The sequence below is a fragment of the Aestuariivirga sp. genome (genome assembly GCF_046294715.1).
Classification (GTDB): Bacteria; Pseudomonadota; Alphaproteobacteria; order Rhizobiales; family Aestuariivirgaceae; genus Aestuariivirga.
Genome location: NZ_JBKBKI010000002.1, coordinates 1 through 16,673, shown reverse-complemented (window position 1 = coordinate 16,673; position 16,673 = coordinate 1). Strand labels below are relative to the sequence as shown.

Sequence of the window (16,673 nt, the reverse complement as noted above, 5' to 3'; positions counted from 1 at the left end):
CCCCTGTAACCGGTGTAACCGGCTCTACCGGAGCACAGCGGCGCACCGAATCCGCGTCAAGTCGGTGCCGACGGTTTCGAGTTATGCTCAGGTCACCGAAGATCACGACCCCTCACCTCTAAGGTCTCTAGAAGTGCCGCACCTCTCGGTCGGCGGGCACTCCTCCGGCACCCGCCTGTTGCAACGACTGTTTTCGCACGATGTGCGCGAGCACTGCGTCCCTTCCACCTGCAGCGTTTCGTTAAGGCGCAGCAGCTTAGGATCCCCCCAACCGAGTAGTGAAGAATTCAGGTGCAATTGTGAACGTGACTGAAGCCGAGCGCCTCGCTGCTTTGTACGAGGTTCAAATACTCGATACGGAGCCCTCCATTGAATTCGATGCAGTCACCAGGCTCGTAGCACAGCACTTCGGTGTTCCGATGTGCGCAGTGAGCTTTCTCGACGCCGACCGGCAGTGGTTCAAGTCGGAAGTGGGCCTCGGCTGTAGCGAAACTCCGCGCACCGTGTCGTTCTGCAATCATGCGATCCGCAGCACCGGCGTACTCGTCGTTCCTGACGCAACCCGTGACGAGCGATTTGCGTCGAACCCCCTCGTAGTCGGCGAGCCTGGGATCCGGTTCTATGCCGGCTACCCGATCAGCATCACGCCTGGCGTCCCGCTCGGTGCCTTGTGCATGGCGGATTGCTTACCGCGGACATTGTCGAGCGACGAGGTTGCATCCTTCAGGATGTATGCCGTTCTGGTTGAAAGTCTGCTGCGCTCTCACCGGTCGCAACTTGAAGCGAAAGTCCATGCCAAAAAACAGGAGGAAGTTGCTGCCGCTCTTCGCGACCACGCGCAGCAACTTGAGAGGCAAAACAGGCTTTTTGAACTTGCTGCGCGGCAGGCGAAGCTTGGAGCATGGGAATACGAACTGGAGTCAGGCGAGGTCGTGTGGAGCAGCGAGCTCTCCAATGTTCTGGATCTCGACAGGACCAGCATGGCGTCCCGCAGCGATGTTCTGGAAAGACTGCGCTTTCCCCAGTGGTTCTCCGACGGTCTCGCTCAGGCGGACGAGAATCGCGCACCCTTCTCCGCCGAGGTGGAGATTGTGTCCGGGAAAGGGATTCGTAAGTGGCTAGCCGTGGACAGTCGCATCATTCAGGGAGGCGAAGGGGGGCCGCGGCGGTCCGGCATCTCTATGGACGTTACCGAGGCGAAGCTGCGCGAAGAGTCCTTCAAGCTCCTCTTCGACCACAATCCACTGCCCATGTGGGTTTACGAGTACCCGACACAACAGTTTCTGGCCGTCAACGATGCCGCACTTCGGCAGTACGGCTACAGCCGCGACCAGTTCCTGTCGATGAACTTGTACGATATTCGCCCACCCCAGGAGCACCAGAAGCTCAAGGAGCGGCTGGCAACGGAGGAGCGACCAGACCAGGTGGCGGAGGACTGGATTCATCGCAAGGCTGATGGCACCTGCTTCACAGCATCGATCTACTCCAGAGAGATTCGCTATAGAGGCCGTGTGTGCGCCATTACTGCCGCCATCGACGTCACCCAGCAACGACAGCACGAGGAGACGATCACCTATCTCGCCCACCACGACGCCCTGACCCAGCTTCCGAACCGCAGGCTTCTACAGATCAGACTTGAGGAATGCCTCGTCGGCGACCGCCCCGAGGCCGGTGTGATGCTGATCGACTTCGACAACTTCAAGGTGATCAATGACACGTTCGGGCACGAGGTGGGTGACCAACTCATTGTGGGTATGGCCGAGCGGCTGAGGTCAGAACTGGGGCAGGGCGCATTACTGGCTCGGCTTGGCGGCGATGAGTTCGCCGTCGTCGTTCCAGGAGCTGGTGACCGGGAGCACATGTCGGACGTGGCCGCACGACTTCTTGCGCGGGCCGCAGCGCCTCTTCAGTGCGCTGGCCACAGCATTGCGACAGGCCTGAGCATCGGCATCACCTTGGCACCCATGGACGGCCAGGACGCTAACACTCTTCTCCGCAACGCGGACTTGGCGCTTTACCGCGCAAAGGGGGAGGGGCGAAACACGTTTCGATTTTTCGAGCCCCAGATGTACTTGCACCTTGTTGCACGTCGTGAGCTCGAGCACGATCTCCGCCGAGCGCTTGAGAGGCAGGAGTTCGAGATTCACTATCAGCCCATCGTCGATCTCAAGTCGGGAAGCACCATCGCGTTTGAAGCGTTGTTGCGCTGGAATCACCCGCGTCGTGGGTGCGTGGCGCCGGCTGAGTTCATCTCGGTCGCGGAGGAAACAGGCCTTGTTGAACCAATCTCCGACTGGGTGATGCAGAAAGCCTGCGCTGAGGCATCAGCCTGGCCAAGAGATTACAAGGTCGCTGTCAATGTCTCGGCAGCGCAGTTCACATCTTGTGGCGTGGTGAAGTCTGTGCAGCGGGCGCTCGCGGGCAGCGGTCTGCCACCAGCGCGACTGGAGATCGAGATTACCGAGAGCTTGATTCTCGAAAACTCGGACAAGAACATCCAAGTCCTTAACGAGCTACATGCGCTGGGCGTAACCTTGTCTCTCGATGACTTTGGAACGGGCTACTCTAGCCTCAGCAGGTTGCAGCACCTTCCCGTCGACAAGCTCAAGATTGATCAGTCGTTTGTATCGGGGCTCGGTACGACCACGCGTGAATTAAAGATCATTCATGCGGCAATCTCCCTTGGCCGAAGCCTGCAGATCACGACGGTGGCTGAGGGGGTCGAGACTGAGGAGCAAGCAAGGATACTTCGCCGCCTCGGATGCGATCAGGCGCAGGGGTTCTACTTTGGCAGACCTCGGAGCCTCGAATTCGAACGTAGATACGATACACGAGCCGGATGAGCTGTAGGATACAGCTTCGTGTTCACTTAAGCCCACGAGTAAAAGCCTTGCGCGTGTGGGCTTTAATTCCCCTGTCAGATGCTTCGTTCGGCCTCGCGAACTGTACGTCAGATGACAGACCCTCCGGTCGCCAGGGAACTCACGGCTCTTTTCGAGCGGAGGGCCAGGCCGGGTATGATCGTCAGCGATAACGGAACCGAGCACACCTCGCATGCGATCGTCGCCCGGGCAAAGGACCAGCGCATTCACTGGCAATGCCGGGCAAGCCCATGCCGAACGGTTACGTCGAAAGCTTCAATGGCAAGATGCATGACGAATTCCTGACCGAGACGCTGTTCTTCACCCACTACCAGGCCCGGGAGGCTGTCGACGAGTGGGTCGAGGACTACAACAACACGAGGCCACATTCGTCACTGGCTTAACCGACGCCTGCGGCTTGCGCCACAGATTTCACCATAACAGGTCGAGACTCTAGAAGCTGCTAAATGGAATTTCAGGGGCAGGGTGATCTCGTTCAGAAAAAGAAGAGTACTACTGCGCTCCCACTCAACCCCGGTGTTTTATCCGAAATCGGCAAATGGTTGTCCACTTCCAGGCTAGTCAGCATCAGTCTCAATCGAAACGGAGGCCGGGCGCGACAGATTACCAAAAGTCCGCCCCCTTAAAATGCTTCCGCCCCAAAAAAGGGGGCAGTCGCTGCCCCCTTTTACTTCTCGGCCCCTAGATATCGTCAGAACGAGATATTCACGCCACCCCGGACGACATGCATGTCATCAAGGCTGAACGAGTCACCGTCATCGCCATCTTCGACATCATCCAGATTGAAATCTTCGTCAAAGTTAGCATAAAGGTACTCGGCCTTGATGCTCATGTTTTCGGTTGCCTTGTATTCAAGTCCGGCTCCCAGCGTCCAGCCGTAGGACTCATAATCATACTCGGCGCCGTCCTCATCAGGAATAGACAACTCGGTCGAGGCATATGCCAGACCACCAGCGCCGAAGATCATGAAATCGCCAATGGCGTAACCGAGGCGGCCACGAACCGTAGCGAAGGCGTCCATCTCAAGCTGGAGCGGCCAGTCGCTGTCAAAGTCGCCGCACTGGCAGCCGCCGATATCCCCAGAAAGGCTGGCGATGCTATAATCTGCTTCCACGCCCAGCACGACGCTGTCCAGCTGATAGTTGTAGCCGATGGTGACGCCGCCCATCATGCCGGTCGCTTCGTCATCAGCGGGCGAGTCCAGATCACCATCGTAGTCCTCAACCGTCCAGTTCAAAGAACCGTAGCCAATCACCGCGCCCAGGTACGCACCGGTCCAGTCCGATTCCGGAGCATATTCCACATCAGCCGCCTTGGCGGTCGGTGCAGTCGCCAGCACGGCCAGAACTGTGCTCGCTAACAAAAGCCTTTTCATGCGAATCTCCTCTGCAAACCCCTGTGCAGCTACTATGGTCACAAGGTTCGCCGCAGCAACGACAAAACACATTCTTGCCTGAATCTTTATTCCGGTGTCACAAGAACGACACAGTATTTTAGCCGCCTTGCGATGCCGGCGCCACTCTTGCGAGAGTTTCAGTAGCCATGCATCTTTTGGTAGATCAACCCCAGGATATCCGAACTCAGTTGATCTCGAGGGACGGAGTGTTCTCGCCCACGTTCCGGGTGGCGAGGCTTCGTCCCCTCTTGAACGTCCTTGCTGGCGAATGTTTGGGATTGTGGGCAGTAACAGTTTCAGGCTAATCTGAGTGCGGAGAAAACTGCACCTGCAATGGCACTCTCTCCCCCTCTCTTCCAATGCCCTTGGCGGCGGAAGAGAGGGTCTTTGCTATTATTCCTCTCCGACGTCCAGCTTCTCAACCGCCGTATGGCGACCGCCAATGACGCCGTGCAAACCTAACGGGGCAAGTCATATTGGCATTTGAGCGTCGGGGAACAACTTGCGAATTTCTCCGTTTGCTTCGCTCAGGCTGCCGGCGAGAATGTACGTCTGTGCACGAATGGACGTGAGAGGGGGAATCTCATGGGGCTGCGAGGATCACGTGTTCTCCTGGTCGAAGATGACTGTCTGGTGGCGTTGGCTCTGGAAGATATGTTGGCTGATCTAGGCTGTATCGTCGCGGCGCGAGCGAGAAACTTGCCAGAAGCTTTGGCTAGGGCGCGCGAGGGAGGCTTCGCAATCGCGATCCTCGATGTCAGTTTGCAAGGGAAGCAAGTGTTCCCCGTCGCTGAACTCCTCTCGGAGCAAAACATTCCGTTCGCGTTTGCCAGCGGATTTGGACGCGCAGATTTGCCAGAAGTATTTCGAAATCGACCGGTCGCATCAAAGCCGTTTCAAATTCACGAACTTTCGGCGGCGCTCATGGCCGCGTTGGCGCGTCGATAAAGAAGCTCGGATTTATCAGAGTGGACGTATCGCGCCGAAGAGCCACCATGCAGCGACCAAGATCGAACGACACTGACACGCCATTAGCCGGCGCCCCCAACTTCCTTGCGGGTGGGGGCGAAATGGGCGCTCTCATCCGTGATTACGATTGGCTCAGCAGTTCCCTCGGTACTCCTGCGAGCTGGCCGCAAAGCTTGAAGACTGCTGTGCGGATCATGCTGACATCGCGCCAGCCGATATGGATCGGCTGGGGAGCTGACCTGATCTATCTCTATAACGATCCCTACAAGTCGATCATTGGTGGAAAGCATCCCTGGGCGTTGGGCAGGCCCACTGCGGAGGTTTGGAAGGAAATTTGGCCGGAGATCGAACCGATGCTTCGCACGGCGTTGGAGGGGGTCGAAGGCACATACGTTGAAGAGCAGCTCCTGATCATGGAGCGTCACGGCTACCCGGAGGAAACTTACTACACCTTCTCGTACAGTCCGATTCCGGATGACGAAGGTAGGCCGGGTGGGATCATTTGTGCGAATACAGACGACACTAAGCGGGTCATTGGCGAGCGCCAAATAAGGCTACTTCGCGAGCTAGCTGCACAGACGGCTGATGCGAGATCCTGGAGCGAGGCTTGTCAGCGGGGGATAGCGGCGCTTGCAACCGACCCGCACGATCTGACCTTCGCATTGCTCTATATGATTCCACCGAGCAGCGAGGAGGCGATTCTTGCCGCGTCCTTTGGTATTGGGGACGGTCATCCTGTTGCACCGGCGGCCCTGGCTCTGGGGAGCACTTCCCCTTGGCCTCTGGGCGATGCGCTCTGTGTTCACGAACCGATTGTGATCGACGATATCGAGCGCCTTATTGGAGAAACGCCTCCGGCGGGAGCATGGGAGGTAGCCACTAGGAAGGCGGCGATGCTCGCTATTCCTGCGTCCCGCGAGTCCGCGCGACCCGGTGTTCTCATTGTGGGACTCAACCCGTTTCGGCTGGTTGACGAGAATTATAGGGGTTTTCTGGGCCTGGTGGCTGGCCAGATTGCGGCGGCTATTGCCAATGCCGACGCCTATGAGGACGAACGTCGTCGAGCTGAGGCGCTGGCAGAGCTCAACCGAGCTAAAACTGTATTCTTCTCAAACGTCAGCCACGAGTTTCGCACGCCGCTCACGCTGATGCTCGGCCCCCTCGAGGAGCTCCTGGCTGACAAGTCCGCGCCCGATGAGCTGCGCAGGCAGGCCGAACTCGCTCACCGGAACGGTACAAGACTTCTAAGGCTGGTGAACAGCCTTCTGGACTTTTCCCGGATCGAAGCCGGGAGGACCCTTGCGATATACCAGCCCACCGATCTTGCGAGCTTCAGCGCGGACATCGCGTCGAGCTTCCGCTCCGCTATCGAAAAAGCGGGGCTGGTGCTGACGCTGGATTGCCAGGCTTTGCCACGACCCGTTTTCGTCGATCGAGACATGTACGAGAAAATTCTTCTCAATCTTCTCTCCAACGCCTTCAAATTCACGTTGAAGGGCGGCATCACGGTGTCGGTCGCAAGCTCCCCTGATGGATGTTCTGCAGTAGTCGAGGTGCGTGACTCCGGCATCGGTATTCCCGACGAAGAAATGCCCAAGCTCTTCGAGCGTTTTCAGCGTATCGAAGGAGTGCAAGGGCGGAGCTACGAGGGAAGTGGTATTGGCTTGGCTCTCGTTCAGGAACTTGTGAAGTTGCACGGAGGCCGGATCAGCGCGAAAAGCGCGCTAGGTGCGGGTACCACTTTCGCGGTATCGCTCCTCTTCGGTTACCAGCATTTACCGTATGAGCGTGTGCGAAGCGAAGCTGCCGAGCAAACAGGCATCACGAGAGCGCACGAGTATGTTGAGGAGGCATTGCGCTGGCTCCCTGACGCTGCGTCCGGACTTCTAACGGCAGGTGAGCATACCACGCCCGGACTGGGAGCTATTGAGAGTCAGGGAGTTGATATGCAACCAGACAAAAGGCGCATTCTGCTAGCAGACGACAACGCGGACATGCGCACCTATGTTCGTCGCCTTCTGGAAGGCCATGGGTATATCGTCGATGCCGCAGCCGACGGCATGGCCGCGCTCTCGCTCGCGCAGGTGAGAAAGCCGGATCTCATCTTGTCAGACGTCATGATGCCGCGGCTCGACGGCTTCGGCTTACTCAAGCGGGTCCGGGACGATCCCACGCTAGCAGATATCCCGGTGCTTATGCTATCCGCACGCGCTGGCGAAGAGGCCAAAGTTGAAGGATTGCAGGCTGGAGCAGACGATTATCTGATTAAGCCGTTTACCGCACGGGAACTCATTGCCCGCGTTCAGTCGCACATTCAGATGGCTGAAGTTCGGCGGGAGGCAAACCGTGCCGTTTTCCAGAGCGAGCAGCGCTACCTGATGACGCAGGATCGCTTGTCGCTTGCTCTGTCGACCGGACGTGTGGCCGTATTTGAATGGACCATAGACACGGATCGGCTCGCTATCCAGGGACCATTGGCGGAAGTATTTGGCGTCGCTAAAGCGGACGCCGAAGCAGGTTTGCCGATCCAATCTTTTCTGCATGCCATCGACAAGCGCGACATTGACCGGGTCATGGCAGTTCTCAGCGAGTCCGTCGAGAAGGGGGAGCCCTACGAAGCGGAGTATCGGGTTAATGGCTCGGGAGAGGAACGCATCGTCGTTGCGCGCGGGCACGTCGAAGCCGACCCCGAAGGTCGCAAAAGGATGGTAGGCGTGGTGATCGACGTCACGCGGGAGAAGGCCGCTATGGCAGCCTTGAAGGAGCAGGCCAGAGCGCTCGAAGTCCTCAATCGTGCCGCGACTATGATCTCTGGGGACTTGGACCAAACGAGGCTCGTGCAAACAATTACCGATGCGGCAGTCGAAGTCACTGGAGCTGAGTTTGGTGCATTCTTTTACAACGTCGTCGACGAGAAGGGGGAACGTTACACGCTCTACACTTTGTCAGGTGCCCCCCGAGAGGCATTCGACCGATTCCCGATGCCCCGCAATACGCGAATATTCGCTCCGACGTTCATGGGCACTGAGGTCGTTCGCTCCGGCGACATAACGAAGGATCCGCGGTATGGGCTCAGCGCGCCCCATTACGGAATGCCCAAGGGCCATCTTCCAGTATGTAGCTATCTTGCCGTTCCAGTGCGCTCCCGCACCGAGGAGGTTCTGGGGGGGCTGTTTTTCGGTCACTCCAAGAGGGATATCTTCGACAGTACAGATGAGGACCGCGCTGTCGCTCTGGCGAGCCAGGCCGCCGTCGCGCTAGATAATGCGCGTCTTTTCGAGGCCGCCGATCGCGAGCTTCAACAGCGACGCAGAGCTGAGGCTGAACTACAGGCGCTTAACACCACTTTGGAGGAGCGCGTTTTGCAGGAAGTGGCACGTCGGACTGCAGCCGAAGACGCGCTCCGTCAAGCTCAGAAAATGGAGGCCGTCGGGCAACTGACCGGGGGCATTGCCCACGACTTCAACAATCTCCTCACGGTTATCATAGGGGGTCTTGATACAATCAAACGCAGCACGCCTGGAGACCACAGTCGTATTGCCCGCGCGACTGAGATGGCGTTGCAAGGCGCTCAAAGGGCGGCAAGTCTCACCGGTCGACTACTAGCGTTCTCAAGGCGCCAGCCGCTCGAGCCTAAGCCTCTCGAGCTGAATGTTCTTGTCCGCGAGATGACTGAGCTCTTGCACAGAACGCTGGGGGAGCAAATCGAGCTCGAAGGGGTGCTGTCTCCACGGTTGTGGACAGTGGAAGTGGACCAGAACCAACTCGAGAGCGCGATATTAAATCTCGCAGTAAATGCGCGAGATGCTATGCCTGAGGGTGGAAAGCTAACCATTGAAACAGCCAATACTGCACTGGATGAAAGCTATGCCGCGATCGACGCCGAGGTCATCCCAGGCCAGTACGTTATGATCAGCATCAGTGACACCGGAACGGGAATGTCGATGGAGGTTCTTGCGCGGGTGTTGGAGCCATTTTTCACCACTAAGGAAAGCGGGCGGGGGACGGGGCTCGGTCTGAGTATGGTGTATGGCTTCGTGAAGCAGTCCGGCGGGCACGTCACGATCTACAGCGAGGAAAACGAAGGGACGACCGTCAAGCTGTATTTTCCCCGCTATATGGGCGATGTCGGGGCTGCTACAGCTTCGGCAGAGCCCGTCATCCTGACAAGCAGGGAAGGCGAAGTCATCCTCGTGGTCGAAGACAATGACGACGTCCGCGCTTACAGCACCATGATCCTATCAGAACTCGGGTATGTCGTCATTGAGGCCTCGGAAGCCGATGCAGCGCTGAAGATCCTACGCTCTGGGCGACGCATAGATCTCCTGTTCACGGATGTGGTACTGCCGGGAAAGAGTGGGCGCGTTCTCGCTGATGCCGCCCAGGAGTTGAGACCGGATCTGAAAATCTTGTTTACGACAGGCTATTCGCGGAATGCAATCGTCCATCAGGGGCGGCTTGATCCAGGTGTCCAACTGATTTCGAAACCCTTTACGTTTGAGCAACTCGCCTCACGGGTAAGGGATATACTCGACCAGCCGCTCCGGTGAGGGAGGTTTGGAATGTTTCCTTGGAGAAATGCACGATTGTAGAATATCGAGGTCCATACAGAGGGCGGCACGGGTGCCGTTCTGCCACACTGGAGACATTATGCAGACTGCTGTCGCGATTAGCCGTGAGACCAATTCCATTCAAGCCGCAGATCATCTTGCGAAAGAGCTCACATCGAAGATTGCTGCCCCGGCTGCAATTGTCCTGTTTGCCGCCCCGAGCTATGATCACGTACGCTTGCTGAAGCGCCTGCACGATCAGACCGGCGCTGTGATCGTGGGAGCGTCGTCTGCTGGTGAATTTGCAAATAACGAACAAGGGGACGGCTGGGCTACGGCGCTAGCGCTCGGCGGGGATGATATTCACGTGAGCGCTAGATGCGGACGGCGCATTAGCATTGATCCGGCCGGAGCCGCTCAGGAGCTAGTTGCCGGTTTCACTGGCGTGCGAGACATGCGTCCAGGCTACCGAAACGCTCTTGTCATGACCGATGCGCTGGCTGGTCATGCTGATCAATTGGTGGACGAACTGACGTTGCTGACTTCCGGTCAGTACCAGTTTTTTGGAGGTGGCGCGGGCGACAATGCCAACTTCCGGAAGACGGTAGTGTTCTGCGGAACGGAGGTGCTAAGCGACGCCGTTGCAGCGCTCGAAATAATTTCGGAGAAGCCGATCGGTGTGGGTGTGAGCCACGGCTGGAAGCCAGCGTCAAAGGCATTTCGGGTGACCGAAGCGAACGGTATGAAGCTGGTGAGCCTCAATGGCTTACCTGCTGCAGAGGTGTTCCAAGCTTATGCCACTGAGACCTGCCAGACTCTTGATCCTGCTGCACCGATCGCTTTTTTCCTCCATAACATCGTCGGTATCGATACTGCAAATGGCCACAAACTTCGTGTGCCGCTCGCCATTCTGGACGATGGTGCGCTCCTGTGCGCCGCTGAAGTGCCGCAGGACTCGATTGTCAGAATCATGCGTATCAACCAACAATCGACCGTGCAAGCAGCTGAGGCTGCGGCTGACGCCGCGCTGCAGGCTCTTGGAGGCCACAGACCTCAAGCTGCACTTTTCTTCGACTGCGTGGCCACACGACTTCGCCTGGGCCAAGCGTTCACTCGTGAATTGGCGGCAGTACGGGATCGGCTGGGTAGCGTGGATTTGACGGGCTGTAACACGCACGGCCAAATAGCGCGGGCGGAGGGACAGTTCCAGGGATTTCACAACTGCACGGCAGTCGTTTGTTTGCTACCGGCATAGATCAGCGCCTCTTAAACGCGCTCGCCGAAAGGGAGGGGCGCCAGAGTGCCGCTCATGCCCTAGCACGAAGCTTGGGGGCGGACGCTCTCCTTATCCTGATCCGTGACGCTGATTTGGGCGCACTTCTACCTGCCCCAGGTTTTCCGCGCACCTTACCCGGAGGGCCTTCTTGGCGTGCTTTCCTAGAAACATGTGCTTGTCCCGGCGAGGTCGCGATGGAGGTTGACTTTCCTGACCGGCAGACTCGAAACACCGCGCGCGCCTACGTATCAGCGTCGGATGGCACGGTGACCGCACTTATTGGCGGAAGCCCGCATATCGGCGCCCGCGAATTGTCAGAACTGCTGCTCCCAATCGCGCGGCTCCTGCAGTCCGAATATCAAGTAACTGCCGCTGAAGGCGCGGCTTCCGCAGCTGCATTGGCAGCCAAGCAGACGAGCACGCTTGCCGCCAGCCTGGATGAAGCACGTCGGCGCCTGTCCGAGCAAGCGAAGCAATTGCATAATGCACTCAGTGAAGCGGCTCGGCTCAATAGCGAACTGACCGCGCTGACCCGCGATCTGGAGCAGCGCGTCGAATCGACCCTGGACGAGCGTCGGTTCCTCGCCGAGATTGTGGAGAATACTGACACATGGGTCATGGTGTTAGACCTCGAATTCCGCTGTCTTGCTGTGAACCGGGCAGCGGCAAGCGAATTTGAGCGGGTTTTCGGTCGGAGACCCCAGGTGGGAATGAGCATGCTCGATGTTCTTGCCGGTCGACCGGAGCACGAGAGCGCCGTCACGGCTCTTTGGAATCGCGCGCTCAGTGGCGAGGCATTCGGGACCACCATGCCGCTTGGCAACCCAGGCTGCGATCAGCGCTACTACGAGATGAAGTTCAGTGTCTTGCGCGACAAGAGCGGACGCCGCATCGGAGCGTACCAGTTTGCCTATGACGTGACCAACCGCATAGAGGCTGACAAGCGGCTCGCTGAGGCCCAAGAGACATTGCGGCAGTCACAAAAGATGGAAGCCGTCGGCCAGCTCGCTGGAGGCATCGCTCACGACTTTAATAACATGCTCACCGTCATCATCGGTGGATTGGGTCAGGTTGAGCGCGGGATTACGTCAATCCCCGATGAAAACCTCAGGGCGCGACTGCGGCGCTCATGCGAAATGGCACAGCGCGCGAGCCAGCGCTCGGCCAAACTCACAGCGCGTCTCCTCGCCTTTTCGCGACGCCAACCGCTGGATCCTAAGCCGATCGATGCCAATCGGCTCATTTCCGGTTTGTCGGATATGCTGGGACGGACGATCGGAGAGCAGGTTCGCCTAGAGGTCATCACAGCGCCGGGTCTATGGACGGCCCAAGCGGATGTGAACGAACTCGAGAACGCAATTTTGAACCTGGCTGTCAACGCCCGGGATGCAATGCCGGAGGGCGGCCGGCTCACAATCGAGACCGGCAATACCTATCTTGACGAGGATTATGTTTCTGCCATCGCAGAACCGGTTGCCCCCGGCCAGTATGTCATGATCGCTATAACGGATACGGGTGTCGGCATGGATCCTGGCACGCTCCAGCACGCTTTTGAGCCGTTTTTCACGACTAAACCTGTCGGCCTGGGCACAGGCCTCGGTTTAAGTCAGGTCTACGGGTTCATCCGCCAGAGCAATGGACATGTGCGGATCTATTCCGAACTAGGGCAAGGTTCGTCGGTGAAGCTTTATCTGCCAAGATTGGCAACACCGGTCCCACCGGACCGGTACGTGCCTGATATAGTGGCGGGCGTCGGAGGCGATGAGACAGTTCTGGTTGTCGAGGATCATGAAGATCTGAGGAGCTATTCCGTCGGGGTATTGAAGGAACTCGGCTATCACGTTCTTGAGGCCTCTAACGGACCCGAGGCGTTGGATCTCCTTGGTCGTGGTGTTCTCGTCGACTTGCTTTTCACCGACGTCGTGCTCCCCGAGGGCATGGATGGGCGGCGCTTAGCTGAGGAAGCGCTGCGCCTCAGACCGGAGCTGAAGGTGTTGTTCACGACGGGCTACTCGCGAAATGCTATCATTCACAACGGTCGATTGGACCCGGGTGTCCATCTGTTGCCCAAGCCGTTTACCTTTGATGCACTCGCCGCAAAGGTTCGCGCCGTTCTTGATTCGCATTCGGTCAGTCTATGAGCCTCATTTCATCCGCGGTTCTCACTGATGTCGCGAGCCCTGGTGCGGCATCATGGAGGCGGTGATCCGCTTGCGGTTGTTTTCTGTGTAGACACGGCGCGTGATGCGTCACTGAACCATGGCCTGCCACTGACCTTCATCTCGCCGCCAGCCATCCTGCCGTTTGAATCCGAATCGCCGTCTGCCCTGTGGAGAACCCGTCGCACGAAGCAGTCCGGCTGCTCGCGGTCGACCCGTGCGCCGAGGTCCGCCGCCAGCTGGTTTCCTGCAAGGCGCTCGTGCTGCACGTCGGCACCGACATGCTTCTCCGGCTAACGGCGCATCCTGATCCCTCGGTCTCACCTGGTGCGAAACGGCGAGGTACCACTCAGCGTGTTTGTTAGGCCGAATGGCGCCTTTTAATAGGCCGTCGCAGTTGTGGCCCGCCGCACCTGTGTATAACTGATGGGGCCACATGTATCCCGTGGCCTGTCGGCCGGCTACTCAGCGATCACGTGCCCGGAGGCTCTATAGACGGTGTAATCATTCCTTCGCTAAAGCAGGAAGCAGAGTGCTGGCTATTTGGCGGAATATCAGTAACTCGCAGCCCGGGCCACACGCACCCTAATCTCCTTCGTCGTCCTGAGGCTTGTATGTCTCGACGAATTTGTCGATGAACCCCTCGAACAGGGACTTCTCTTCTGGCAGGTTTGTGAATCCGACCTGTCTGACGAGATCTGCGGCCTGCCAGTTCAGATCGGAGAAGACCCGCTCGGATAATCGCTCGATCTGCTCCGGCGACGCCTCGGCGCACAGCCTCGCGGCCTCAACGAAATACCCCTGATTGCGGTTCAAAAGGTCGAGTGACTGCTTCTGGATGTCGACAAAGGCGTTCCATTGCTCCTGAAAGCTGTATTTAGGAATGGCGATCCTGATCCCGGATTTGGCCGCGGCGACGAGATCGTCGGAAGACATGGTAGGAAGGTCGTTTGGCAGGCCGTTTGCGTCCAGCAGATCCGAGACAGCGCCCTTCATCTTATCGACGGCGACATCCTTGGCCAGCGCGACGATCATCTCGCCTGCAAGGAATTTCGCAGCGACGTCCTTGTTAGCAGCGGTGGCGCTGATGTTGTTGTTGAGAGCTAAGACATTGTTTTCCGTGTCGACGACTGCGAACTGCTCCGATGACTGCTGATAGAGGAGTTCCGTCTTCCGGTTCCACAGGGGCTCGAAGCTGGCGCGCAGCCGGTCTGCCTCCGGGGCATAGTGATTATAGTCCAGCACTGCCTGGATCAGCTGCCCCTTCAACAACTCGAGGTTGGCGATATTAGAATCGAGCGGGGCAGAAAGATCCAGAACATAACTGGTTTGACCGCCGACGACGCGCTGTGGCCATGGACGCGCAATAACATCTGAAGCATATGGGGCAGTGATCATGGCAGACCGGCTGTCGTCACTCCACCCATTGATTGCTGTCGCCGCCGGCCGCTCGTCCAGGGCCGCTGGCGTTAGCGGCGGCGAGGGCGCATAGATCAAGATCAGGCTGGCAAGCTGCTGGCTGCTGCGCTGATCATTGTAGAGGGCAAGGCCCCGATCCCGCAGCTGATGCGAGATAGCCTGTTCCGCGGCAAGGGTTGCCTTGAGGTTCTCAGTCAGCGCGGCAAGTTTGCTTATCGCTTGCCGCCTCTCCTCTGTCGTCGTTTCAAGAGCGTTCACCTCGAGACGCAACGCTTCCATGTGTTCATTGAAATAGGTGACCTGCTGGCGGAAGAGATAGGCCGCATCCTCTATCTGCCGATACTCGGCGAAGAGGGGATCGTAGAGAGACTTGAGCAGCCCCGAGAACGTCGCCTCATCACCCTCGACCGCGGCGGTGAAACTACGGGCGACGCTGGAATAGGGCTGCAGTTCCTGGAGGACCTGATTGAAGCGGGTGTAGTAGGGCCGCAGATACGCATATGGATCGGCAGGCGGATCGCAGCAAGCTTGGCCACCCCCTCCGACGCCCGGCGTGCACACCGGGTTGCTTGCATCGCCATTTGGTGTGCCGCCTATGCTAATACACCAGTCCACCCAGCGGCGGTATTCGTCTCCGGACTGAGCGCGGGCGCTGCCGGGAGAAATCAAACCAAACGACAGTAACCACGCTAGAAGCCCCAGTGCAAACCAGACGGAGCGAAACCGCCTAGGTTCATGGTTTCCAGTCATAACCCCTCCACTCTCCTAGTGTAGGCAGACGAGGCGCTGATCGCGCCAGAAAAAGTTGTGGAACTCAGATACCCCTGAAACTCATCACTTAACCGGTACGCGTGTTCAGCGACGCTTGCGCTGCGCGATGCTACCCAGATCGCCTACAGCAAGACAGCAGCGTTCGTGCTGAGCCCGAAAAAAGGTCGATTGTATAGCACCGTATTTTCGAATTTGCGACCCACCAGAAGTCGGACCATGACCCGGAGAACCCGAATTGCGTCTTGTTGGCCCCGGAATCGAACCCGAGAAGAACGGTCCCGACCGGCCAATCTTTGACACCGGCATATTCGACACCGGGATATTCGATTTCCTCTTTTGAGAGGTAGATGATGGCCCCCCCGTCCGGTGTTCTAAATAAGCCGTGACCAGTACGAACACGCCTGCGCCACCACGCAATGGGCATGGCAGTGCGTTGCTTGGGCGGTGAGCCTTCCCGTGCCGCTACGTTTCAAGAGGTCTCCGCACCAAGAAGTGGTCCAGGTGATGTCTGCAAAGGACGCGAAAAGGCACGGGCGAATCTGAACAACGACTCACGCAGGAGTTGGAGCTCGCACAGTGGCGCCTCATGACGATGCGCGAGGAGTTCGACGCGGCAATTGAGAAACTCAAGGGAGATCAACGAGGAGCTGCAACTGATCAATGAAGAACACCGTTCGACCCCGGAGGAGCTGGAAACTAGTAGGGGAGAACTCCAATCCATCAAAGAGGAGCCGCGAACGGCCGACAGCGAACTGGCGTTGAAGCTTGATGCGATATCCCGCGGGAGCCGCATGCCTTGAAATGCACGGTCAGTGTGCCGCTGGAGACCGGAGAGTCCTCGAAGAACCCACGTCAGGCGAGGCGACATTGACGTTTGGAATAGAGGTCTTTTCTACACCGGCAAAGTCCGGATCTGCGGTAGAACATCTCTCGTAAAACGAATTAATCTGTCCATTCTAATTCAAATGTGGAACAGGCCCAGGCCGATCAAGACCAGAGAGCATGTTGCCACTCTTGATAAGTACGAAACTGATATGTTTTGAATTGAAGTGGGCAAAACTAATTCATTGGCGCCGAAGGACAGGTCTTGGCTTCCGCAGTCGATTGGCTCCTGCGATAAGAAATAGTCAGTGGTGTGAGCCCCGCAAACTGAGCCAAAAATGAGTAGAGTCCGACGGCCTCAAAAAGGGGAGTTGGACGATGAAGAAGAGCCGGTTTACCGAAGAGCAGATCATCGCGATCCTACGGGAG

General features: G+C 57.9%; 7 protein-coding genes and 1 pseudogene. 6 read left to right on the top strand and 2 right to left on the bottom strand.

The genetic code is table 11. The features are described 5' to 3' along the window. Positions 1 to 305 precede the first annotated feature (305 nt). Together ACK4HL_RS01765 and ACK4HL_RS01760 are read left to right on the top strand one after the other, a co-directional pair. Complete coding sequence (locus tag ACK4HL_RS01765) at positions 306 to 2,843, top strand: EAL domain-containing protein (protein ID WP_409756140.1); 2,538 nt, start codon at positions 306 to 308, stop codon at positions 2,841 to 2,843. A gap of 126 nt (positions 2,844 to 2,969) precedes the next feature. Next, positions 2,970 to 3,259, top strand: a pseudogene (locus ACK4HL_RS01760) (integrase core domain-containing protein); the annotation flags it as partial. A 314-nt stretch (positions 3,260 to 3,573) separates the two neighbouring features. Here ACK4HL_RS01760 and ACK4HL_RS01755 read toward each other — a convergent pair. After that, positions 3,574 to 4,257 (bottom strand): outer membrane protein, encoded by a 684-nt coding sequence (locus ACK4HL_RS01755; protein WP_409756138.1) that lies wholly within the window; start codon positions 4,255 to 4,257, stop codon positions 3,574 to 3,576. A gap of 606 nt (positions 4,258 to 4,863) precedes the next feature. On the opposite strand from ACK4HL_RS01755, the gene ACK4HL_RS01750 reads away from it, so the two are divergent. From ACK4HL_RS01750 to ACK4HL_RS01735, 4 genes are all read left to right on the top strand, one after another. Then, positions 4,864 to 5,226, top strand: coding sequence for a response regulator (locus tag ACK4HL_RS01750; protein WP_409756136.1), 363 nt, complete (start codon positions 4,864 to 4,866; stop codon positions 5,224 to 5,226). 122 nt (positions 5,227 to 5,348) lie between these two features. Then, entirely contained in the window at positions 5,349 to 9,797 is a 4,449-nt protein-coding gene (locus ACK4HL_RS01745; protein WP_409756134.1) for an ATP-binding protein, read from the top strand. 100 nt (positions 9,798 to 9,897) lie between these two features. After that, on the top strand, positions 9,898 to 11,052 hold the full coding sequence (locus ACK4HL_RS01740; protein WP_409756132.1) for an FIST signal transduction protein: 1,155 nt from the start codon (positions 9,898 to 9,900) through the stop codon (positions 11,050 to 11,052). A 215-nt stretch (positions 11,053 to 11,267) separates the two neighbouring features. Beyond that, positions 11,268 to 13,214 carry an ATP-binding protein gene (locus tag ACK4HL_RS01735; protein ID WP_409756130.1) on the top strand — a complete coding sequence of 649 codons (1,947 nt, stop codon included), beginning with the start codon at positions 11,268 to 11,270 and terminating at the stop codon, positions 13,212 to 13,214. A gap of 603 nt (positions 13,215 to 13,817) precedes the next feature. Here ACK4HL_RS01735 and ACK4HL_RS01730 read toward each other — a convergent pair. Then, positions 13,818 to 15,401, bottom strand: coding sequence for a hypothetical protein (locus ACK4HL_RS01730; RefSeq protein ID WP_409756128.1), 1,584 nt, complete (start codon positions 15,399 to 15,401; stop codon positions 13,818 to 13,820). Positions 15,402 to 16,673: the final 1,272 nt, after the last annotated feature.

Bases quoted from the DNA above. Each gene is read 5' to 3' on its own strand.
- ACK4HL_RS01735 (WP_409756130.1), top strand. From the start codon at position 11,268: ATGGAGGTTGACTTTCCTGACCGGCAGACTCGAAACACCGCGCGCGCC.
- ACK4HL_RS01755 (WP_409756138.1), bottom strand. From the start codon at position 4,257: ATGAAAAGGCTTTTGTTAGCGAGCACAGTTCTGGCCGTGCTGGCGACT.
- ACK4HL_RS01750 (WP_409756136.1), top strand. From the start codon at position 4,864: ATGGGGCTGCGAGGATCACGTGTTCTCCTGGTCGAAGATGACTGTCTG.
- ACK4HL_RS01740 (WP_409756132.1), top strand. From the start codon at position 9,898: ATGCAGACTGCTGTCGCGATTAGCCGTGAGACCAATTCCATTCAAGCC.
- ACK4HL_RS01730 (WP_409756128.1), bottom strand. From the start codon at position 15,401: ATGACTGGAAACCATGAACCTAGGCGGTTTCGCTCCGTCTGGTTTGCA.
- ACK4HL_RS01745 (WP_409756134.1), top strand. From the start codon at position 5,349: ATGGGCGCTCTCATCCGTGATTACGATTGGCTCAGCAGTTCCCTCGGT.